The sequence below is a fragment of the Vibrio gelatinilyticus genome, assembly GCF_022836845.1.
In the GTDB taxonomy this organism is placed as follows: Bacteria; Pseudomonadota; Gammaproteobacteria; order Enterobacterales; family Vibrionaceae; genus Vibrio; species Vibrio gelatinilyticus.
On the sequence record NZ_JAJNNZ010000004.1, the window covers coordinates 133,560 to 158,583 of the forward strand.

Here is a 25,024-nt window from a genome sequence, read left to right on the forward strand (position 1 = left end):
CAAGTTGTCATTTTTCCTCCATTATCTCACCCAGAGAGGACGGGAAAGAAATAAGTATTTTGAGAGCGCTCAAAACATACAAAGTAATACCACCTATTCGTGCAAAATTTTGGGGTTAAATTACCCTTAAAAATTCGCTAAATTCCTATTTATATCCTTAACTTATACCAGTGTAATTGGTTAGCAAGGTAGATGGGATGACGGATAAAAAATCGCCAGTTGGTAAGATCAAAAAGTTTGCCGTAAAAGAAACAGCGAAACCAACGAGCAAGAAGCAGGAACAAAAGAACAAAAGAAAATCCCGTCGCCTATATTCAAGCCTCAAGTACGAGGTGGGTATACCAGCCTCGCTGATGTTGATATTGCCAAGCTTGTCTACGCCAAGCCATGCTACATCTTCCTATGAGGGGGATATTAGTCAAAGTAAAAACGTTAACGATGATGTGAATGCCGTAGATAAATCGACGCAAGAGGCTTTAGCTCAACAAGTTGTCAGTGCGACGAATGCCAATAATGAACAAGGCTCATCCAAAGCTCAGCAAGAACCACATCATCATGCTCTACCGAGTCATCGATTGGAATTGCACCATTACCCGTTATCGACGCATATTAATCCACATTTGGTCGATCAAACTGAGCAACATAACACTCAATTTTCAGTGGCAACAAAAGAGTTATCAGCGTCTATTCGTGATATTCAACATAAAGCAGACATTTCCAATTCTTTAATAAAACAACCCGTCGATTACGCACCTCAAATGGCTGCCAGAACCATTTCTGCGGTTGAGGATGATGGCGTTTTAAATGGACAGTTACATGCGACAGATCGCAACGTAAACGAAACTCTGCACTATACAGCTAGTAAAAATGTTGAAGGTTTTATTCTCCATGATGATGGACACTATTCCTTTGACGCTTCAAACCCGCATTATCAGCATTTACAAGAAGGGCAACACGAAAAGCTCATCATTCCAATTGTGGTTACTGATGAGCTAGGCAATCAAATCAACAGCCAACTTAGTATTGATATTACAGGTACTAATGATATTCCAAACGTATCAGGGGGTGTCATTGGTAGTGTGACGGAAGACAAAAACGTAGCAAGCTCGGGGTTACTTACTGTTGTCGGGCTGGTAAAGGTTTCTGACATTGACAGTGGCGAATCTCACATCATTTCGGAGACACTACAGGGCCAGTTTGGTCAGTTAACGATAGATGAACAGGGCCATTGGCAATTTAATGTTAATAACGCGCTCCCTTCTGTTCAGCAGTTACTGTCTGGGGAGTCATTAACAGAAACGTTTACCATTCACACCGCCGATCATACGCCACAACAGATAGTGATTGCTATTAATGGCGATAATGACAACGCCATGATTTCTGGTGTGGATTCAGGCCAAGTGATAGAAAATGTGCCCGCTTCGAAAGTCGCATCAGGTCAATTGACGGTAGTCGACGCTGACTTAAATCAAGCTCACTTTCTCAGTGGCGATATTATTGGGGCTTTTGGCACGCTGCATATTGAACAGGATGGTCGCTGGGCTTATGAACTTGATAATGCAAATTCTACCGTGCAGGCTCTTGGGGATAAGTCGACGGCAAATGAAACACTCATGGTTCAATCGGCCGATGGCAGTACCCATCAAATCCAAATTACTATAGTAGGGACCAACGATGTGCCAACATTCGGTGGCACTTCTACCGCGAGCCTGGTGGAAGATAAAAATATTCACTCAGGACAGATGCGGGTTGATGGTGCGTTAACGATTAGCGATGCAGATAGTGGGCAGTCTCAGTTCAATGCACAATCTCTGCAAGGTCAATTTGGCACCTTAACGATAAATAATCTAGGCCATTGGACTTATGTCGCAGATAACTCACAAGCTGCAATCCAATCGCTAAAATCGGGTGAAACCGTGACTGAAACTCTGTTGGTACACAGTGTTGACGGTACAGAGAAAACAATCACAGTCGACATACATGGTACTGATGATCAGGCTGTAATTTCGGGTGTATCGACTGCCAGCCTTACCGAAGACAATAACGTGCACAGCCGATTTATGTTTTTTAGCGCTCAACCAAGCCCATCACAAGTACAACATGGTGACTTACGCGTTGATGGTTCCCTTAGTATTTCCGATTCCGACAGTGGTCAGGCACGGTTCAACGCGGAATCACTTCAAGGTCAGTATGGTGTTCTAACCATTAATGATCATGGCCATTGGTCATATATTACCAATAATGCACAGCCCACTATCCAGGGATTGAAATCTGGAGAATCAGTGACCGATACGATGTTGGTGCATAGTATCGATGGTACCGAGCAGAAAATTTCCGTCACAATTAATGGCACTGACGACAAAGCGATCATTTCAGGCACTGCAACCGCCAGGTTAACCGAGGATAAAGACTTATACTCGGGCCAATTGCGAGCAGACGGGCAACTGACAGTGAACGATCTTGATACTGGAGAGAGCCAGTTTCGCGCTGAAAATATTCACGGGCAGTATGGGTTGTTGAGTATTAACAATCAGGGGCACTGGACTTATACCGCAGATAATCAACAAGCTGCAGTGCAGGCGCTGCTTCCAGGTGCAGAGTTACATGAAAAGATCCTAGTACACAGCGCAGATGGCACGGAGCAGGCGATAGATATCACTATTCAAGGTGCAACTGATGCAGCGGTGATCGCGGGGGTAGATAAAGGCGATGTGACAGAGGATCGTGATACTTATTCGCCGGTGTCATATTTAGCCAATATGATTCATACCACCGGGAAATTAACTATTACCGATCCAGATGCTGGCGAGGGCCAGTTTGGTTTCAGAAGCTTTATTTCTGTTGCGCCTCACCCTGAGTGGGCACCTTACCATAGCCAGTTAGGTGGTAAATTAAGTATCGATAAAAGCGGTGGGTGGGAATACGTCATAGACACCACCAAACCGAATATCCAAGCTCTGGGCGACGGTGAAACCTTAGTTGACCGTGTGGTGATTCATTCAACTGACGGTACAGAGCATACCATTGAGGTTACGATTCATGGCACAAATGACGCGCCATTGATCAGTCAGGCTGTGTTACTTGCTCCTGGCGTTGAAGACACGCGAATGACGATTACGACCGCACAGTTGCTGGCAAATGCAACGGATGTGGATACCAACGATAGCGGACAATTGAGCGTTGCAAATTTATCGGTAGATCATGGGGCAGTCCATATTAACCCGGATGGCACCTTTTCTTTTACACCAGAAAAAGACTACAACGGGCAAGTTCATTTTAACTACGACGTCACAGATGCGCATGGCGGGAGCACACATACCGGAGCTTCTATCACTCTCACTGCTACCCCAGACGGCGCCATTATTTCAGAAGTGACAACTGACCACGTCACTGAAGATGGGTCACATAGTAGACACAATGCAGGCGTTATAACTGAACTCGCAAATGGAAGACTACAAGTTGTGGATCCTGATAGTGGTGAGGACAAATTCCAATACAGCCAGTTTGGTGAAACGGCTGTTCACGACCCGTTTGGTGGTATGCTACGAATTGATAGCATGGGCAATTGGGGATACAGCGTTAATAACGCCAATTTGCAACACCTTGCCGAGGGGCAAACTGAAACCGTTGTCTACCGTGTGCATAGCTATGATGGAACGGCACACGAGTTACACATTGACGTTATCGGTACCAATGACACACCTACAGTGACCCAAGTAGCACTGAGCAACGGTACTGAGGATACCCTTTACCAAATGCAAGCCAGTCTATTTGGGTTCCATGATATCGACACTGGCGACACACTGCATTCAATAGCCATCACAGGCCTACCACCAGCAACACAAGGGAAGTTTGTCTTCGATGGACACGATATTGCAGCGGGGCAGCGCATTCTAGCCTCAGACATTAGTAAGCTTCAGTTTGTCCCAGCACCAGACTTTAATGGCGATGTTCAATTTAAGTTTACTGTGAATGATGGACATACAGACTCTCAAGAGGCTATCAATACACTTCATTTTGATGCAGTTGGAGATGCGGCAGTTATAACAGGTGTTGATACTGGCGATGTACATGAAGGACATGGCTATACCGCACCAGACGGCAGTATGTCTGTTGGCAGTGTTGATGATCGTTCACCTGACCATATGCACGGCAACATTGGGAAATTGTGGAACGATGAAATCCATACCGATGGCCACCTATCGATAGTTGATGCTGATACTGGTGAAAGCCATGCCCAAACCGGCGTTTATTACGGCACTCATGGTCGTGTCATACTTCAAAGTAACGGAGACTGGAGTTACTTTGCTTCCATTGGACAAGACCCTACCGGCAGACTAATTGATCACCTAGGTAAAGGGGAATCATTGACCGATACTGTCACCGTTAAATCGCTAGATGGCACCACACACGATATTGTTGTCACCATTCATGGCGATAACGACCGCCCGTATTGTTCTGGTGAGGTGCAACTCAACAGCGGTAAAGAAGATCTTGCTCAAACCATCACTGCAACTGAGCTATTGGCAAACACAATAGATGTAGATACCAATGACATAGGCAAACTGACGATTACGAATCTTTATGCCGATCATGGGTCTGTTCTAGATAACCATGACGGCACCTACATCTTTACACCAGATGCGGATTACAACGGTCAGGTTTACTTCACTTATGATGTACAAGATGCACATGGTGGTGTTACGCATACTGGGGCAACAACAACACTAGCAGCGGTTAACGATGCGGCAACACTTACTTCTCCTAGCACTGGCTCGGTGACTGAAGACCATACTCGAGCTGCCAATAGCTCAGAGTTATGGACGGGCTGGCTCAACCTAGATATACAAGATAGCGATTCAGCTGCAGAAGCAAAAGTTATACAAACTCAGGTGAACGGTGTCACTCATACTGTTCCTTCAGACTTTGCTATGGACCTAATCAGTAGCCACGGTACGTTCCATCTTACCCAAAGTACCGATGGTCACGTTAAATGGGCCTATACCGCTGACAATTCACAGTCTGAAATTCAAGGCTTAAGTCATGGGGAATCTTTAACTGATACCATCATATTAGTTACCGCTGATGGGACCAAGCTTCCGTTGACCGCAAACATTCAAGGTACCGATGACCGGGTTATTATCGATACTCCGAATGCCCAAACTGCACCACTAGGCAGCGTAACCGAAGATGTCAAAAATTCGGTGTCAGGAATGTTGTTAGCTCATGATGCTGACAGTAAAGACTCGGTCACCTTTGCTGCTGGAGACAGTGCTGGTAAATACGGGTCTTTACATGTCGATGCAGATGGCCACTGGCACTATGACCTTGATCCTGCCAAAGCAAATGTACTTGGTCAGGGTCAACGTTTCGTTGAAGGGTTTAACATCACGGCGACCTCGACCGATGGCTCAACGTCAACTCAGCGAGTGGAAGTATGGGTTGATGGCACTGATGATCACACGATAATTTCAGGTGTTAACCATGGTGTCGCGACTGAAGATGTCGGCACACATATGTCTACGCATGTAAACATAATGGATGCTGTTGATTGGCAAGCTCTGCAAATAACCGATGTTGATAGTTCTAATAACCAATTAACAGTTGAATTTTCTGGTCATCAGTACACTTGGAACTTAGGGAGCGATCTTGATGTTACGACACCGTATGGCAAATTTCAGTTCCACACCATTACCAGTGGGCCGCATCAAGGCGAACATTCTTGGAGTTACATAGGCGATAACAAAAATAGTGATGTTCAGGGGCTCAAAGCAGGCGAGTCCTTACAAGAAACCATTAAGCTGATAGCAAATGATGGCACAGAATTTCCTATTCATGTTGAGGTTAAAGGCACCGAAGATGGCGTGGTGATTGATTCAACAAGCGAACTAGGGCATGTGACTGAAAATGCTAAGACGAGCGCCACTGTTAGTGGTCAGTTAAATGCTCATGATACCGACATTCACGATCAGGTGCATTGGACCGCAACACCGACATCTGGAGTCTCGGGCAGTTATGGTACGTTCCATGTCGATACGGCTGGGCAATGGCATTATGACGTTGATCAAAGCAAAGCGACTGAGCTAGGAGCGGGCGACGAGAAGTGGGAATATTTTAATGTTGAGGCCGTGTCCAGCGATGGAAGCCAGGTAACGAAAAGAGTGGCGGTGGTAGTGCATGGTCACAATGACAACCCTACAGTGACCGCAGATGTCACATTAACTGCAGGAACGGAAGACACGCCGATTCGTTTAACACCAGCTGACTTGTTAGCGAACGCGACGCATGTTGACAACAACGACCGTGGTTGGCTGCGCGTTGCGAACCTGAGCGCCGATCATGGCACGGTGACCACCAATCAAGATGGATCGTTCACCTTTACACCGAATCAAGATTACAACGGCGTTGTTCAGTTTAGCTATGACGTTATTGATCGTCATGGCGGGAGCACTTCAGCACATGCCTCCGTCTCACTTCAAGCGGTCAACGATCTCCCAACCATTCATGGTGACAGTACTGGCAACGTGATAGAACAGGGGATCGACACACATGGAAGCGCCGTGGGCCAAGCCAGTGTACAAGGTGACTTAGCCACAATTGATCCTGATGTTGGTGACAGCATAACCTGGCGTGTTGGTTCGCAAACGGGTGCTTATGGGCATTTGACAGTCGATCAAAACGGTCATTGGGTTTATCAACTTAATGATGGCGATCCAGTTGTTGACCGCCTTGTCCAAGGGGCTGTTGTAAAAGATACCTTCGTTATTTCAGCGCTAGACAGTTCTGGTACTCCAGTGTCTCAAACAGTAATTATTGATGTTCACGGTAGTAATGACGGCGCAATTATTGATGGACAAAAAACGTCCTCAATTGTAGGTACGCTTACTGAAGACGCAGTACAATCGACGTTGTCAGGTCATTTGCAATTAAGCGATGCTGATAGCGGGGAGAGCCTCTTCACGTCGCTTAGTTCTTTGTCTGGTACTTATGGGAATTTGTCTCTTGATGCGAATGGTGACTGGACCTATTCACTGGACAATCAACTTGCTTCAACCAATGCATTGCAAGCAGGGCAAATCGTAACAGAGCGTTTTACGATTCAATCTCCTGACGGCACCGCTACCAAAACAATTGAGGTGAGAGTTCACGGTCACGATGACCTTGCGACGTTAACGGTTCATGAAGGAGATAGACAGCAGGATCTTGATCTGTTTGCAGGTATCCAAGGAAGCGCAATTAATGATTTGCAGTATTCATTAGACGGTGTTCATTACAGCCAAACATTACCAGCAGGCTTTGTTTTAGCTTCCGATGGTCATACCATGCAAGTTGATGCTTCCAATCCCAACTACAATCATTTAGCCAATGGTGTGAAGCAAAGTATTTACGTGAAATATCAGCTCCAGGAAGGGAGCGGGGCGAATATTCACACTTCAAATCAACATGCATTGATTGAGATTATTGGAACCAGTGACAAACCTAGCGTAAATAGCTTTAGCCCCAGAGGAGTTCAATACGGTGGGCCTGTCACAGGCAATTTGTTGGTTGGAGCGAGCGATCCCGATGACAACGCGCATCTTGTTCTCAGTGATATTCAATATCAGCAAGGCGGCGGTTATCACACGCTAAATGCGGGTCAATCTCATACTATCGCAAATGTCGGTACGCTATCGATTAGCGCCAATGGTGACTATAGTTTTGATCCTGTACCGGGCTTTACCGGTCAAGCTCCAGCGATGCTCTATCGTGTAATTGATACCACTGACAGTCGCGCACACAGTGCCCAGCAATGGCTGACGATTACTGTCGATGCCAACCACCGTCCTCAGGTTAATACACTAAGTGCCACTTTCGATGAGGATACAGATCTCGTAATTTCCCAAACTGACTTCGGCTATCAGGATACCGATTCGGATCCATTAAACTCTATTACCATTACGCATACTCCTGAAGCGCAGCATGGCCATCTGATACTTAACGGTCATGTTGTTGTTGACGGCCAAGTCATAGGTAAAACAGAAATTAGTAACCTTATCTTTAGGCCTCTAGCGAACTACAATGGCTCTGCGACTTTCGCTTATACTGCCAATGATGGACACAGTGATTCGGCGGAACAACATGCACAGTTGACCATTACATCGATTAATGATGCACCGCAGATCCATGTTACACCTATTACACCCACCACAGGGACACTGTCGGAAACGGATGTAGATTTGGGAGATACTCATAGCTATCAGGCGACTATCTCAGGAGGACAATTTGGTCAATTGATGGTTGACCCCGATTCAGGCGCATATCGATACATTCTGAATGGCTCCATCCAGGGCATGAAGTATGACGCAAGTTCCGGTTCATATTCAGGTAAAGATATATTTGAAGTGTCGGTAACAGACGCACATGGCGCAAAGTCGAATCTGTTTATTACTTTCTCAGTCGATGGACAGGTCTCAGTGCCTAGTACTCATGGTGGAAGCCCTTTAGCGGCAACGACTGTAAATACAACGCCTCATGTTTCTTCGTCTTTACCTACTCAATTACAGTCAAGTGGACCACAAAACAGTGTGACCATCGATTTGCAAAGTTCGAGCGATACTGGGTTGTCTCAAACTGATGACGTTACCAGAGATCAGACACCGACGATCACCGGACATACTGTCGTTCCCTTCTCCCAAGTCGATATTTATGAAGGAAAACAAAAAATAGGTAGTGGCTTTTCCGATGCGTCAGGAGCATTTCATATTGATGTTAGTTCACTTGCTGACGGCGTACACAATTTGACCGCCATGGCATTAGCGCCGTCCGATGTGGCGCCTGTTGTGTCAGCGCTATTGCCCGTTACTGTAGATACTCAGGCTCCAGTTGCCAGCGTGTCAATTGATAGTGTTACAGCAGACGATGTTATTAATGCTCATGAATCACAAAGCATGCTAGCGGTAACCGGAGCGGTAACGGGAGATTTCCACGTTGGTGATGAGGTGACTGTTTCAGTAGGAGGTCGCCAGCACAGCGGTAAAGTAGACAGTCATGGGCATTTTTCGATCGATGTCCCAGGTAGCCAATTACAGTCTTTTTCATCGATAACGGCTACATTACACAGTTCAGATGCCGCGGGCAACACAGCGACAGCCTTTGCCGCTCATCACTATGGCGTTGATACTCATGTAGGTAGGCCCACCATTACATTTGAAGATGCTGGCAGTGACCATGCTTACAGTAAAGCGGAAATTGCCAGAGGTGCTCCCGGTACCATTACCGCCACAGTTCATGCTGCAGCCGACGCAACGGTAGGCGAGCACATAAATATAAATGGTGTTGATCATGTGCTTGATGCTAACTCGCTTAGTCACGGAATTGAGCTTGAAGTTGCCCCCAATACTATTGTCAGAGCGGTCATGACCGATGAACACGGCAATGTAAATTCTAACCTGAACATGGCAGCAGGAGCGAAGCCGGAGCCTATTGTTGTCACAGCACCTTCAGGAAGTCATCACATCAGCGCATCGCTTGGTATTCCGACAATGATGCCTTCGCAAACACCAGTTCCAGCTGCACAACAAGGCTGGAAGATCCATGTCAATGGTCATTACCAGACCTCGTACACCAGTCAATGGGGCACGTTGACCATAGATCCTCAAACTGGGCACCTAAGTTATCAAGAGCATGCTGACACACATACAGGACCACACGGCTCTGCGCAAAATGTCGGTGTGCATGAAGACCACTTTGAAATTGCCCTACAAGGTTCACATCAAGATGATGTGTTATTGCATGTCAGAGTCAGTATTCTTAGCCACGGACCAGGGCACAGTGGTAAGTTGACTCTAGGCTCTGAAGTGTTGGATATGACCGTCACACCCATTGCCTCTCATCCTGCATCACCACCGCCACCCCCTCCAGTCACGCAAGCTGATGACGTATTAAATGACGACGTACATGATATAGGTGAGCATTCTTTAACTATTTTGGCTGAACTGGGTATTTCTGCTGCAGAAGATTCACAACAGGTGGATGCTCAGTCCCATGAAAATCAAGGCGCTAGCAGTTATTTAGATAAACTCGGACTCGAAACAGAATCTGGTGTTCATTCTAGCAACGAGGCACTGCCAGATGACATCGATGTTGTGTTTAATCAAAGTGATGAAGAAGCAAGCGCATTGGCTTCAGGAGGTGACATCAGTCAAGGGGATGGTTTACTGACGGGAAGTGAACAGGATGAACTCAATACTGACAAAGAAGATAGCCATCATCACAACGATGATCCAACGCTACCAGATGATACCCAGACCTAGATACTATTGATAGTGAGAAAACGGCCAGTTGAAGATAACTGGCCGTTTTATTGTGTTGATTGAATTCGAATCTAAAACAATACAAACATGACGCTAACGCTCGCCGAAGGCCACACTGATATTGGTGAAAATCGGTTTCCAAAGGTATTGGAAAACTGTTTTCTCACCTGTGGTGATATCTGCCTCTCCAGTCATACCGGGCAAAATGGCAAACTTTTCTGGATTGTCACGAAAGTATGGCTTTTCAACTGAAATCGTAACCTCATAAAATATGTTGCCTTTCTCATCCTTGGTCGTGGTTGGAGAAATCGATTCAACTTTGCCAGTTAGAGCGCCGAAACGACTGTAATCATACGCATCAATTTTTACCCGAGCTGATTGACCTTCGTTAACAAAGCCAATGTCACGTGGTGACAGTTTTGCTTTAAAATCGGCTTTACCACCAATGGGGACGATCTCAACAATGGTGCCACCTGGTTGAATAACAGCACCTGCGACCGTACTGGGAATGCTCTGGATCAGGCCTTTAACCGGAGAGGTGATAACTGTATTGGATAGTTTGGCTTCACCTGAGCGAACGCGAGCTTTTAATGCCGACAATTCTGATGCTGCCTTTGAGCGCTGGTCGGCAACTTCTACTTTAGATTCAGCCAACAATTGGGAGATCTTTTCATTGTTAGAGTCTTCTTGTTTCAAAATCAATGCGCGTTTACCACGGGACTCTTCGATTTGTTGTTCAATCGAGGCGACTTTTTGTTGCATCTCTAATACTCGAATTCTTGAGATATTGCCCGTCTTTTGGCCTTTTTGGAGGATAGACAGTTCCTGACGAGAAGCCGCTAGTTGTCTTTCGGAAGCGGGTATTGAGTTGTCTAAACTTCGTAGTTGCTCTTTAAGCTGTTCTGCTTCTTTTTCTAAAACAATACGCTTTTGATAGTAAAGGGCGACTTGGGCACTACGCTGCGCTCGTTGCTGAGAAACCAGTTCGGGGTAGTCATTCTCATACTGTGTAAAGTCAGGTTCTCTTTCATCGATGAGTGATGAGAGTCTTTCAATACTCAGCTCAAGAGATGCGCGTTGTGCGTTGAGCTCATCTAGTGCAGTGGTTTGAAAAGTCGCATCAAACTCAACCAAAGTTTGTCCAGCTTCGACAAGTTCACCTTCTTCAACTGAAATACTCTTTATTTTTCCGCCAATATCACTTTGAATGATTTGTCGTTCTCCCTCAGGGATCACAGTCCCCTGAGTTTTTGCGATTTCGTCTACATTAGTTACAACAGACCAAACAAGAAAAGAGACAACACAGAGCGCAATAACCCAGGTGGTTATGTTTAACAGGCGCCTTGTACGTTGAGATTCGATGACTTCCCCATAAACAGTGTTACTCATTAGAAGGTACCTCCTGCTGTTGAAACTCTTTGCTTGCAGCTTGCGGCTCATCACCGAATGGACCAAAGTAAGCGACACTGCCCTGGTCTAACACCATTACTTTGTTTGCAAGCTTGATAATATTAGGATCTTGAGAGGTGTATATAATGGTCGATGCTCCTTTACGTGACAGCAAAAAATCAGAAAACCATTGAATGGATTCTGGTGATGAATCGTGCACAGGGCAGTCAAACAGGTAGAGAGGGTACTGGCACGCCACTGCCTTAGCTGAAATAAGCATTTTCGCCTCATAGTTGGACAATAAATCATAGCTGTTTTGAGGCCATAATTCGCTGAGCTTGCAGTCCAGCCCATTTTCTAGAGAGTCAAACCATGCACGTCCTCCGACTTTATCAATAGCTTTGACAATTTCTGCATCAGAAATGGAACTGTTATCTGAGAACCAACTACGAATATCAAATAGCAATACTTCTGGGTGTGCAGCTTGATAAAACAGCCAATTTCGGAATAGCACAGGAGCATACTGGCTAAGGTTGATACCATTGATATTTACCGTACCATTTTGAACAGGCTGCAAGCACGCAAGTGTTTGTATTAGGCTAGTCTTACCGCTATTTGAAGGGCCAGTAATCGCTATGATATCTCCAGCCTCGATGACAGCATTAATGGCACTTAGGGCCGGTTTGCTTTGATTTGGGTAACGTAACGTAATTTGGTCAAGTTCAATGGTTGGTGCATGCTCAGCCAGATCGTGATGCTGAAAGCGGAACGTTTCTTCGCTATTGATAGTCAATGTTCGGTTGATTTGCGATTGTGTCTGATTTAATTGTTGTAGTCTCAATGCACTGTTTGAGAGCGTTTGTGCAGGCCCTGTGACTCTGGATATGAGCATCATTGTGGCGATTAAGCCACCAGGGGTCATAACATTTTGGAAAATTAACTCAATACCTAAGCCAATGACAGCTAGGGTAGAAAGTACGCCAATCAAATAATAGACCGAAGTGAATTTAGCTTGATGTGACGCTTGAAGGAACCCATTTTTTGTAGCGAGTTGATTGGCTTTGTTAAAGCGTTCTTGCCAACCTGAATAGGCTTTGCTCGTCCTTAAGTAGCCCAAATTTGATGACAATTCTGCAATCATAGTTTGGCGGTTGGTGCCCGCGATTGTCGACTGGTTTGCTCGGATGACCGATTTTTTGATACTTCGGCTAGCAATTAGATAATACAGTGTTAACGAAATAATCGGCACTATTACAAGCCAGCCACCAAGAAAGCCTATGGCGATAAGAAACAACAATACGAAAGGAAGGTCGAAAAGCGTATTGCCAAGTGTCCCAGTCAAAACCCCACTGATGCGATCGCCAAAAGAGAGTTGATTAATCTGTAAAGAGCGGGGGGTATTTTTAGTGACGTGGTAACTGTTTGTCAGTAGTTTTTTAACAAGAGCATTCGAAATTTCGCGGCTGATTCGACTTGAAACACTGGTGAGCGTTTGATTGCGTACAACCCTTAAAATCCAAAGCATGGTAAAAAGCAATATCGCACCGATCGCAATGCCGTTCAATTCGTGACCGGCGTCGCCACCGATAACATGATCATAGATCGACATAGTGATGAACGGTATGGAAAGAGCAAATAGATTGGCAAAGAAAGAGGCGAGCAGTAGTTTTGGGATGACGGCTTTGAACGCAAATAATCGAGAACCAACCCAGTCAGGGTCAGGCCTTTCAGCCGGAACATTTTCTAATACAATTGCGACAGATTTGGCATCTATGTAGAAGGGTTCATCGCTTTGAACAAATCCAGAACCTGATTCGTATTTCTCAAAATAGTGTCCATTGTGCCGATAAATTGCGATGGTTTGGGGGCTAGCAACGACAATGACCCTGTGTTCGCTTTTGATTACCTGGTCTGGTAAGGTTTCGAGGTGGTAAGGAATGTTGAGCCTATCGAGCAAGGTAAAATAATCATCGAGGTCAGCAATACCATGCTGTTTAACCCATTGATGCGCAAAGATATCAACATTGCTGTTAACGTCTAGTGCTCTTAAAGAGTCGAGTGCTGAGACCGCTAACTTAGTCATGAGCATGTTCCTTATGTTCTTCAGCCTTTTCGATCGTCAATTGATGGGTACAGAGATCGACAAAAACGGGATTATGCGAGACGATAACCACTGTTTTTCCATTGCATGTTTGATTGATCAGTACCTCAGCAAGTTTCGGCCATGAATCTATATCCAAATCTAACTCAGGCTTATCTATGACTAATAGGTCATTATCTAGTGCAAGTGCGTGACACAATGTAATCATCCTTACGCTACTCTGGCTCAAAGGAATGGCTTGCATATCGCCTATTTTAGTCTCGAGGCCATCAGGGAGTTGCGTCAGTACCTGATAAAGACCTAACTTTTTTGCAAACGTTAGAGCATTCTGAGCAATGGAAGGCTGAAAACCACATAGGTTGTCGAGAATAGAGCCTTGCAATATCGTCGCTTTAGATGCGGTATAGGAGCCAAGAGCTCTAAGTTGATTATGATCCACAGTGATGCCATTGACCTTAATGTCTCCTGAGGTTGTTGGCGCGAGTCCCGATAAAATCGTTAAGAAATGACACGCGGACTCGTTAGGGACAGCAGTTATCAGGTTAAGCGACTGTGTAGCTAGACTTCCATTAACCTGGTAAGTGTTACCGAATCGTTCAAATTCTACATCGATGAGCTCAAAGCTAGTCAGCGGGGTCAGTTGGTTTATATCGGGTTGCTTTTCAGGTGTTAATTCCAGCAACTGATTAACTGCATGCAGCGAAGATTGCATAGATCCGTATCTTAATCGCAGCGACACTATTGCGCTAAGTGGTGCTACCGCGCGGCCAGCCAAAATAGAACACGCGGCTAATCCACCTGTGGTTAAATCGCCGTCCAGTACATACAGAGAACCAATAATAACGATAGCGACAGAAGTACCTAACGATGCGAGGTAAATACATTCCTGTGCAAAACTCTGCTTTGCCTCCTCGTCGGCCAGATTGAGCCGATGTTGTTGATTTAGCTTTTTAAACGCAGTGTATGTCTTGTATTCACCGGCTTGCCTCTTAATACCCAGTAGGTGTCGTGTCATACCTAAAAGGAAACCGATCCTATTGCTTTCAAGTTTTGCACTTTGCTCGGTTCTTTCTGTCGCTTTGGCCGAACTAAACCAGACAACTAGCGCTGTGACCACCCATACTGCAATCGGCACAAAGACCAGCTCACCACCTACGTAGTAAATAAGAAAAAGAAATAATAGTGCAAAAGGGAAATCTATAAGGCCTGACATTAAACTGCCGGAATAGATATCTTTCACCTTAGCCACCGCGTCCAATCCAGACTGAACACCCCCTACGCGTAACTTAGTTATTTGGCGAGAAGGTGCACTACTTAGTGTTGTAATGATTTGTTCATAACGCTGCTGCTCTATTTGGCTTGAACTAGCTGCGAGTAGCCAACTGCGAACATAACGTAAAAAAGAATCTAATAAGACGGCAACTGTCGCTCCAAAGAGAAGCAAAGTGGCGGTGCCGTAACTTTGATTGGGAATTATCCGATCGTATATCTGTAAAACGGTGAGCGGGACGGCCAGAGAGAGAACATTGATTAAAAGCGAAGGTAGTGCCACTTTTCTTATTGCCAGAGTAGCAGCTGTAAACATTGTGCTCATACTTATCTCATAGTCGTCTGGGTATCTGTAAATATTCGGACAAAAAACACGATTTTTCAAACAGTAACCGAAGAAATATCCTTATGGTGATGTTGGGTGTCAATTCATAATTGTGTTAACTATTTGTAACCATGCTGTCATGTGTATTTCGCATTATGTCGCTGTTGGCAAAAATGCTTGCCTTATTTAATTAGACTTAATTCGAATATGAGGATTTTACTGTGAAGCTATTTACTAAAAACAGCGATCAAAGACAGCTTGAACGAGAGCCAGAGTTTAACCAACTCATTGATATGGCAATTTCGCGTAGACGTTTTCTCAAAACGACCAGTGCAGCGGGTACAGTTGGCTTTTTTGCGGCGAATCCAATTGGTGATGCAATAGCCAAAACGATATCAGCTGACTCTACGTTAATGGGTTTCGAGCCAATCTCAGCGTCGACAACAGATTCCATTAAGGCACCACCAGGATATCAGGCAGAGGTACTTATCTCTTGGGGGGATCCTTTGTTTAAAGGTGCGCCAAAATTTGATCAAAGAAACGATTCAAAGGCACAAGAACTGCAATTCGGTGATAATAATGATGGAATGACCTTCTTCCAGTTATCTGATTCCAGAGCTGTTCTTGCTGTCAATAATGAATATACCAACAATGAGTATTTGTATGTGCATCAGGGCAAGCGTATCAATGCCGATGATGTTCGAAAGTCACAGGCTGCTCACGGTGTCTCTATCGTGGAATTAGTAAAGATCTCTGGCAATTGGCAAGTCAACTTAGACGGGCGATTAAATCGTCGTATTACCGCATATTCCAAAATGGAGATGACGGGAGTTGCATCAGGCCACGAGTTATTAAAAACCACAGCAGATCCTTCGGGTAAACAAATTCTAGGGACCTTTAATAATTGTGCAAATGGACTCACTCCATGGGGCACCTATTTGACATGTGAAGAAAATTTTAATGGTTACTTTGCCAACTCGTCTGATAAAGGATTGGGAGAGAGTTATGAACGCTATGGTCTAGGAGCGAAAGACCGAGGCTATGACTGGTTTAAATATGACAAGCGTTTCGACATGGCAGCAGAGCCAAATGAACCACACCGTCATGGTTGGGTGGTGGAAATTGATCCAATGAATCCGAATTCGACGCCTAAAAAGCGCAGCGCGCTGGGACGCTTTAAACATGAAAATGCCGCTCTAACGGTAAACAGTGATGGCCATGTTGTCGTCTACCTTGGTGATGATGAACGTGGCGAGCACCTATACAAATTTGTCTCTAAAAATAAATATGTAGTAGGGGCAGATTCCAATCGTGATCTACTGGAAGAGGGAACCTTATTCGTTGCCAAGTTTAATGGCGCTGAAGGTGAGCTAAAAGGTCAAGGTCATTGGTTGGAGTTGACATGGGGAAGAAATGGACTGACACCGGAGAATGGTTTCCCTGACCCTGCTTCAGTCGTGATTTTCGCTAGAATGGCGGCAACTCAGGTAGGAGCAACAACAATGGACCGTCCTGAATGGGTGGCCATACATCCAGATAATAAGTCGGTGTATTGCACGCTTACTAACAATAAATACCGTGGCGTTAAAGAGACACAACCCGTCAATGCTGTGAGCCCCCGTGAGAAAAACCCTTATGGACACATTTTACGCTGGAACCCTCTAAATGATGACCATACAGCGGATACCTTTGAGTGGGATATCTACGTTCTGGCGGGCAATCCGGAAGTTCATCAATCAGGTTTAATGGCCGGCAGTGAAAATATAAACAAAGACAATATGTTCAATAGCCCCGATGGTATCGGTTTCGATAAAGGTGGCAGGTTATGGATTCAGACCGACGGCAAATACACGAATAAAGGAAAGTTTGCGGGCATGGGCAATAATCAGATGCTTTGTGGTGATCCGCGCACGGGTGAGATCCATCGCTTTTTAACAGGCCCAATTGCTTGTGAAATTACAGGGCTGACATTCTCACCAGATCACAAAACGATGTTCATCGGTGTGCAGCATCCAGGAGAAGATCTGGCGCCTTCTCATTTCCCAGATGGTGGTAATAGTATTCCAAGATCATCAGTCATTATGATAACGCGAACCGATGGTGGTGAAATAGGCGCTTAGATAATGCTGGGCGCAGCATATTGTGATTCAACTAGGTCTCGTGTGCTGCGCATAAATGATGGTATTTAAGCAAATCAAAGACAAGCAAAGCAACTGTGGCGACGCTCAAGTGAATAAGGGCTGGTCAATAGTGAATTGTAAAAGTAACAAATAATGGCAGCCCCGCTCTAAAAAACGACACGTCATAATACGATCTTGCTCACATAAATTCTTTTGGCTCTTTTTGGTGCTTTTCATTTGATATGTGGAACCTTAAAAAGTAACAAATAATTAACATTACGTTAATGGTCATATTTAAAATCAAGTTGTTCGCTTTTCATACAGGTGGGTTACTGTAATAACTGAATGTAATAAATGTATTTGTTATGTTAATAAAACTATGATCGATTTACGTACATTAATCGCTCTACTTTAGTGATATCTAATGGAAAGGCTGTCAGCTAAAACGCAAAGTTCATTTAAAACAGTACGTTATATTGATAATGATTGGTTTTAGTAAGTGGAATATTTAAATGTAACAGTTTCACTAAAATCGTGCTCAAACTCAACTAAAGAGAAATTAAATGACCAATGGCTTTTGCTAAATGCGTAAAAATTATTAGCTTTATATTACGTTCGAAAAAATGTCATAAATGTTGAGTACAGTTAAGCTGTAAGAAATAAATATTAATAAATAAGCGTATTACTAATAATAGTCAGTGTTGGATAAGGGATTAATAATGAAAAAGCTCGCATTAATAACAGGTTCTAAAGGAGGGATTGGCTCAGCAATTTCTTCATGTTTAGTCGAAGAAGGCTATAGATTAATTGCAACATATTACACAGGGAAGTATGAATGCGCGAAAGAATGGTTCGATGAAAAAGGATTTTCAAGTGACCAGGTTCGTTTGTTCGAACTCGATGTTACTAATACACATGAGTGTAACGAGAAGCTTGAGAAGCTGCTAGAAGAAGAAGGAACAATTGACCTAATAGTTAACAATGCGGGCATAACACGAGATGGGCAGTTCAAAAAAATGGCTGCCGAAAACTGGTTTGAAGTAATAAATACAAATTTAAACAGTGTTTATAACGTTACTCAGCCTTTGTTTTCAGCAATGTGTGAAAAAGGAAATTGTAGAATAATCAATATATCCTCAGTAAATGGCCAAAAAGGGCAATTTGGTCAAACCAATTACGCAGCAGCAAAAGCAGGAATGATTGGATTTACTAAATCTTTGGCGCTCGAAGGCGCGAAATATGGTGTTACCGCCAACGTGATTGCACCTGGATATACCTTAACACCAATGGTGGCCGAAATAAGAGAAGAAATACTCGATAATATTAGAAGTGGTATTCCTTTAAAAAGACTGGCAACACCCGAAGAAATAGGGAAAGCAGTTAAATATCTTGCCAGTGATGACGCCGCATATATTACCGGCGAAACACTGTCAATTAACGGTGGCTTATACATGTCTTAAGGAGACCATCATGGAAAGAGTATTTATAGTTGCAGCTAAGAGAACTCCCATAGGCTCATTTTGCGGAAGTTTTTCAAATATATCGGCAGGTGAACTGGCAGGGATAGCGATAAAAGGTGCCATAGAAAGTGCCCAGTTAGACAGTCAATTAGTTGATGAGGTCATCGTAGGTAACGTAGTTAGTGCCGATCAAGGTATGGGTGTCGGCAGGCAAGCAGCTCTTTATGCTGGAATACCGGAAACAGTGCCTGCTTATTCTGTCAATATGGTTTGTGGAAGTGGTATGAAGTCCCTAACCGATGCTGCTTCACGAATAAAAGCAGGAGAGGCGAGCATCGTCATTGCGGCTGGTGTCGAAGTTATGTCTGCCATTCCATTTGCGATAGCTGGAAAAAATCGGCTAGGTCAAAAAATGGGAGACATTAACGCTAAAGACTTGCTGGTCTCTGATGGGCTCACTGATGCTTTCCACAAATACCATATGGGAATGACAGCAGAAAATGTTGCCAAGCGATTCAACATCACCCGTCAAGCACAAGATCTTTTCGCCTTTGAAAGCCAGACAAAGGCCGTTGCTGCCATTGAACAAGGGCGGTTTGAAAATGAGATTGTTCCGGTGGATGTTCAGGAAAGGCGCAATATTCGACGCGTATCAGATGACGAATACCCTAAGGCATCAACCACACTTGATGGGCTAGCTAAGTTACGACCAGCATTTGACAAGGAAGGCACCGTTACAGCCGGGAATGCGTCTGGAATTAATGATGGTGCCAGTGCACTGGTTGTTGTCTCTGAAACGGCTTTAAGACAGCTCAACTTAGAACCTATGTGTGAATTAGTGTCATCAGCGCAAACTGGACTTGCCCCCGAAATTATGGGGCTTGGTCCGGTAGAGTCAGTTACGCAAGCACTCGAAAAGATTCGACTTTCAATTCAGGATATTGATCTTTTTGAACTCAATGAAGCGTTTGCTGCACAAGCATTAGGGGTGATGCAAGGTTTAGCTGACAAGCACTCAGTATCGCTTGATTCGATTAAAGAAAAGTCGAATCTCAATGGCGGGGCAATCGCTCTGGGACACCCCCTCGGTGCTTCCGGCAACCGAATTGTAGTGACATTGATTCATGAGATGCAAAAACAAAAGTGTAAGTACGGTGTAGCTTCATTGTGCGTCGGTGGAGGAATGGGAACAGCTATTGTCTTGCGAGGTATCAATAAAACTTAGGGAAATAGAGAGCGCAACTTAAACAAAATAGATAACTGAAAATCATAAAATTTGGAGAGTAACTATGTATACCGATATATTCAAAGTATTTACCGAACAATCAGAAAAGACATTTGAACCCTATGCAAAGTTTAACAAGCTAATGACGAAAAACGTTGAGGTTTTGACTGAGCTCCAACTCAATGCAGTACGCTCTTATAGTGAGTTAGGATTAGCACAGATGAAAGCCGTGAGTGAAGTCAAAGATGTCACATCTTTAGCTTCTTATAGCAGCCAACAATTGCAAACTTTGACTCGCTTGTCTCAACAAATGATGGACGACAGTACCAAGTTGCAAAACATTACTAAAGAATTCAAAGACGATATCGAAGCCTTGACGACAGAAAACTTGAAGTCGACGACACCAGTTTAATGACTTTACGTTACCATACGGAGGGCTTTCGGACCGATATTGGTGCAAGGCCCTTTTCCTTTTTCCAAGAAGAGGGCTTCCAATGTTTCAGAATTTCTTTTCCGATTACTTAATTAAGTTACAAGAAACCAACCAGCAATGGTGGAAAGATCTTGAACAGGGTAAAGCGACCATCAGCACGCCATTGTCAGAGGCGATGCAAGAGTTAACAATAGAAGATGCGACACAGTTAATTGAAAGTGCGTCAAAACAACCCGCAGCCATGCTAGATGTACAAATGAAATGGTGGGCGCAGCAGTTAGAAATTTGGCAACGTGTTGCTTTGCATAATAATCGCGAACAGGTAGTTCCCAAAGAGAGTGGTGATCGTCGATTTGAAGACCAAGCTTGGCAAGACGAAGCTTTTTATAGTTTTATAAAACAATCTTATTTGCTGTTTAGTAAGACTTACCTAGATACAATAGAAAATGTTGAAGGACTTGATGCAAAAGCGAAAGAGAGACTGAGTTTTTTTTCGCGTCAGAAGTTAAATGCATTATCACCAAGCAATTTCATCGCGACCAACCCTGAACTACTTAAACTTACCCTAGAACAAAATGGTGAAAACCTACTCGCAGGTCTTACTCAATTCCAGCAAGATATTGAAGCCAGTTCCGATGTGCTCAAGATCCGAATGACCAATACCGAGGCATTCCAGATAGGAGACCATATCGCTAATACACCTGGCGATGTGGTGTATAAAAATGAACTGTTTGAGCTTATTCAATATCGGCCACTAACCGATAAAGTGAAATCGACGCCTTTACTTATCGTTCCTCCTTTTATCAACAAATACTACATTCTTGATCTACGAGATAAAAACTCTCTAGTAAGGTGGTTAGTGGAGCAAGGTCACACAGTATTTATGATGTCGTGGCGCAATCCTAGTGCGATGCAAAGTCATGTTGAATTCGGTGACTATGTGACAAGCGGTGTCGTGAAAGCAGTTACCGCGATCGAATCCATTACAGGAAAAGACCAAATCAACGCTGCCGGCTATTGCATAGGAGGTACGGTTTTAGCTTCGACAGTCGCTTACTATGCAGCTAAGAGGATGAAAAAGCGTATTAAGTCGGCTAGCTTCTTTACAACGTTGCTTGATTTTAGTCAACCGGGTGAGGTGGGGGCTTATATCAACGATACTATAATCAGGGCGATTGAGACTCAAAACAATGCGTTAGGGTACATGGATGGTCGCTCTTTGAGCGTAACGTTTAGTTTGCTTCGAGAAAATAGTCTTTATTGGAATTACTATATAGACAACTATCTCAAAGGGAAGGCGCCTGTTGATTTCGATTTGTTGTACTGGAATAGCGACAGTACCAATGTGGCAGCAGCCACCCACAATTTTTTGCTTCGCGAACTTTATCTTGAAAATAAATTGATAAAAGACAAAGGTGTGAAGATTGGTGGGGTTTGGATTGATCTAAATAAAATCCGTATACCGAGTTACTTTATCTCTACTAAAGAGGACCACATTGCACTTTGGCAAGGTACTTATAGAGGGGCAATGCAAACGGGAGGAAACAAAACCTTTGTACTAGGCGAATCAGGGCATATAGCAGGTATCGTCAATCATCCAGACAAAGAAAAATATGGTTATTGGACTAATTCATCACTTGAAGAGTCTGCCGAAGAGTGGCTTGCTACGTCAGAGCACAATAATGGCTCTTGGTGGTTACATTGGAATGAGTGGCTTGAGCAGTTCCGTGATGATGAATTACAAGAGCCTTTCCCTACGGGGAATCAAGACTACCAAACCTTGGGCCCCGCGCCTGGTCAGTATGTTTTGCAAACACTTCCTATTAATGAGGATCAAGAAACAGCTAAAACTCGCGATAAGGAACAAACAGAATAGCAAGTGATGATCGGTTTGTTGGTTCCGATGGAATCAACAAACGATCCCTTCCTTATACTTAAAGGTCGAAAAATGTTAGGTATCAATGCTTACGTATCGGTAACATACTTATATATCTTCTAGAAGCCACTATTATTAAAGGAAATTGTATGGTTCGGAGATTACGATGGAATTTGAAACACTAGAGCAAAAAGTAAGCTACATCTTTGGTAGAGAGATAGGTAGTGAGCTCGCTAAAAAATCGTTCCCAAAAATGAATATTAAAATCATTCAAGAAGCCATAATGGATACCTTTACGCAAAAAGAGTGGCCATTTGATCCTAGTGATGCAGAAGCACTAAAAAAAGAAATGGAAACTAAGCGCGAAGCAGACAAAGCTGATGTCGCTCAGCAAAAGCTTCAGTTCGAGCAAGCTTTCTTTGAAAGAAATGCTCAACGTGAAGAGGTAACCGTCCATAGTTCTGGTATTCAATACGAGACATTAAGCCAGGCTGATGAACAGGGCGTGATGCCGCAAGGTTCGGAATATTTACTCAGGCATAAAACATGGCTACTTAATGGCAAGCTCATAGACACTTCGACTCATTTGCCAGAACCTTTGTCTTTGACTCTCTCTCAAATGCCATTGTCATGGCTGGTCGCGGTCAAACAAATGACAGCGGGTGCAGTTTGGCGTTTATATGTACCGGCGCACCTGGCAATGGGTGATGACGAAGCGGGCGCGATACCACCAGAAACTGCCATCATATTTGATCTCCACTTGATCGGTGCAAAATAAAAGAGTCTCTAATACCCTAGTTGATAATCCTAAATATCAACAAACACCAGCGCTTGAAGTTGGTGTTTTATTTTGTAGAAACATCTTATGTTAGTCTAATGGCCCGCATTTGTGGGAAATTATAGCTGTTAATTATGCGTGGTGAGTTGGTTATTAATTTTACTAATATCAAGATTAAGAGTTTCTAATGTCGCAATTCCTTACTATTGTTGAATTTTATGCTAATAAATGTTTAATTTTTGGTTTTTGTGTATATTTTCTGTAAGAAGCTCTTAGATTTTGCGTGATCTATGTCACATCTTTCTGTTTGAAGAGATAAATTCGTTTCTGTTTTTGACCTACCTACTGCTAACCTGCTCCGCGCTTCCGATGAGAACATCAGGAAAGTGATTATAAAAATAAGGAGTAAACATGACTAACACCAAGAAACCGTTGTCACTCACAGCAAGAGTGCTAATCGGTATGGTTGCAGGTATTCTGACAGGCTTCGCGATTCGAGGTCTCTTTGCCGAAAATGGATTTGTAGATGCGTACATTGTAAATGGCCTTTTTGAGGTTGGCGGTCAAATCTTTATAGCCAGCTTGAAAATGCTAGTTGTTCCTCTTGTTTTCGTTTCACTAGTGTGCGGAACAAGTTCTCTTAAGGATGTAACCACTCTAGGCCGTTTAGGTGGTAAGACCGTTCTTTTCTACATTGCTACGACCGCTATTGCAATTACGCTCGCACTAACAATGGGTACAGTATTCCAGCCAGGCGCAGGTGCAGATTTAACTGCAGCGAGTTCATTTGCCTCGGCTGAAGCACCTTCTTTAGGACAAGTTATTATTAACATGTTCCCGACAAACCCTATTAGTGCAATGGCAGAAGGTAAAACGCTTCAAGTAATCGTATTTGCCGTTCTGTTTGGTATTGCCATTAGTGCTTCCGGTAAGCCTGGTGAGCGAATTGCTGCCATCTTCCGTGATCTAAATGACGTGATAATGAAACTGGTTGCGTTGCTAATGAACATCGCGCCATATGGTGTTTTCTTCCTAATGGCGAAGTTGTTTACTGGGCTGGGCTTAGGCGCTATTGTCAATTTGGCAGAGTACTTCCTAGTGTTGTCCGCTGCGTTGTTGCTCCACGGTTTAGTTACCTACAGTGTAATGCTTAAGTCCTTTACAGGTCTTAACCCAATTACATTCCTTAAGAAGATGGAAGACGCAATTATGTTCGCGTTTTCGACAGCATCTTCTAACGCAACAATTCCAGTAACCATGGAAACAGCGAAAAATCGTCTAGGTGTTGATAACAAAGTCTCTTCATTTACGATTCCTTTGGGGGCAACCATCAATATGGACGGCACCGCGATTATGCAAGGTGTCGCGACAGCGTTCATTGCTCAAGCCTTTAATATCGACCTGACCATGGGTGACTACCTAATGGTTATCGTTACTGCAACAATTGCTTCAATTGGTACCGCCGGTGTACCGGGTGTTGGCTTAATCATGCTAGCGATGGTTCTAAACCAAGTGGGTCTGCCATTAGAAGGTATTGCTCTTATCATGGGTGTTGACCGCCTACTTGATATGATTCGTACTGCAGTAAACATTACAGGTGACAGCGCGGTAACGTGTATTGTCGCTAAGTCTGAAGGCGCATTGGACGTCGAAAAATTCAATGACCCAGCGGCTGGTGAAAAAGAAGAAAAGGTAGAATTGGCTCGCGCATAATTCCACTGATATAAAAAAGCCAATGATGTTGAGTCATTGGCTT

Annotated in this window: 11 protein-coding genes; 8 read left to right on the forward strand and 3 right to left on the reverse strand. The window is 43.9% G+C overall.

What is annotated here, in order from left to right:
* The first annotated feature begins 197 nt into the window (after window positions 1–197).
* A complete protein-coding gene (locus LNL84_RS06725; protein WP_244356142.1) occupies window positions 198–10,292 on the forward strand; it encodes a VCBS domain-containing protein in 10,095 nt (3,364 codons plus the stop codon).
* A gap of 93 nt (window positions 10,293–10,385) precedes the next feature.
* Here LNL84_RS06725 and LNL84_RS06730 read toward each other — a convergent pair whose 3' ends face one another.
* Genes LNL84_RS06730 through LNL84_RS06740 form a run of 3 tightly spaced genes read right to left on the reverse strand, consistent with a single transcriptional unit; the run spans window position 10,386 to window position 15,376 of the window.
* Window positions 10,386–11,681 (reverse strand): HlyD family type I secretion periplasmic adaptor subunit, encoded by a 1,296-nt coding sequence (locus tag LNL84_RS06730; protein ID WP_244356144.1) that lies wholly within the window; start codon window positions 11,679–11,681, stop codon window positions 10,386–10,388.
* Entirely contained in the window at window positions 11,674–13,764 is a 2,091-nt protein-coding gene (locus LNL84_RS06735) for an ABC transporter transmembrane domain-containing protein (protein WP_244356147.1), read from the reverse strand. Before LNL84_RS06735 ends, LNL84_RS06730 begins: the two co-directional genes overlap by 8 nt.
* Window positions 13,757–15,376, reverse strand: coding sequence for an ABC transporter transmembrane domain-containing protein (locus tag LNL84_RS06740; RefSeq protein ID WP_244356149.1), 1,620 nt, complete (start codon window positions 15,374–15,376; stop codon window positions 13,757–13,759). The genes LNL84_RS06735 and LNL84_RS06740 overlap by 8 nt, the downstream gene beginning before the upstream one ends.
* 293 nt (window positions 15,377–15,669) lie before the next feature.
* On the opposite strand from LNL84_RS06740, the gene LNL84_RS06745 reads away from it, so the two are divergent.
* From LNL84_RS06745 to LNL84_RS06775, 7 genes are all read left to right on the forward strand, one after another.
* Window positions 15,670–17,496 carry a PhoX family protein gene (locus LNL84_RS06745; protein WP_244356615.1) on the forward strand — a complete coding sequence of 609 codons (1,827 nt, stop codon included), beginning with the start codon at window positions 15,670–15,672 and terminating at the stop codon, window positions 17,494–17,496.
* Between the two features lie 719 nt (window positions 17,497–18,215).
* Window positions 18,216–18,956: an SDR family oxidoreductase gene (locus LNL84_RS06750; RefSeq protein ID WP_244356151.1), complete on the forward strand. Its 741-nt coding sequence runs from the start codon at window positions 18,216–18,218 to the stop codon at window positions 18,954–18,956.
* A 10-nt stretch (window positions 18,957–18,966) separates the two neighbouring features.
* The gene (locus tag LNL84_RS06755) at window positions 18,967–20,181 is read left to right on the forward strand and encodes an acetyl-CoA C-acetyltransferase (protein WP_244356153.1); all 1,215 of its coding nucleotides are present in this window, start codon (window positions 18,967–18,969) and stop codon (window positions 20,179–20,181) included.
* 64 nt (window positions 20,182–20,245) lie between these two features.
* Window positions 20,246–20,593, forward strand: a complete 348-nt coding sequence (locus LNL84_RS06760; protein WP_244356155.1) for a phasin family protein — start codon at window positions 20,246–20,248, stop codon at window positions 20,591–20,593.
* A gap of 82 nt (window positions 20,594–20,675) precedes the next feature.
* A complete protein-coding gene (phaC, locus tag LNL84_RS06765) occupies window positions 20,676–22,490 on the forward strand; it encodes a class I poly(R)-hydroxyalkanoic acid synthase (RefSeq protein WP_244356157.1) in 1,815 nt (604 codons plus the stop codon).
* Between the two features lie 166 nt (window positions 22,491–22,656).
* Window positions 22,657–23,268, forward strand: a complete 612-nt coding sequence (locus LNL84_RS06770) for an FKBP-type peptidyl-prolyl cis-trans isomerase N-terminal domain-containing protein (protein WP_244356159.1) — start codon at window positions 22,657–22,659, stop codon at window positions 23,266–23,268.
* Between the two features lie 411 nt (window positions 23,269–23,679).
* A complete protein-coding gene (locus LNL84_RS06775) occupies window positions 23,680–24,981 on the forward strand; it encodes a dicarboxylate/amino acid:cation symporter (protein ID WP_244356161.1) in 1,302 nt (433 codons plus the stop codon).
* Window positions 24,982–25,024: the final 43 nt, after the last annotated feature.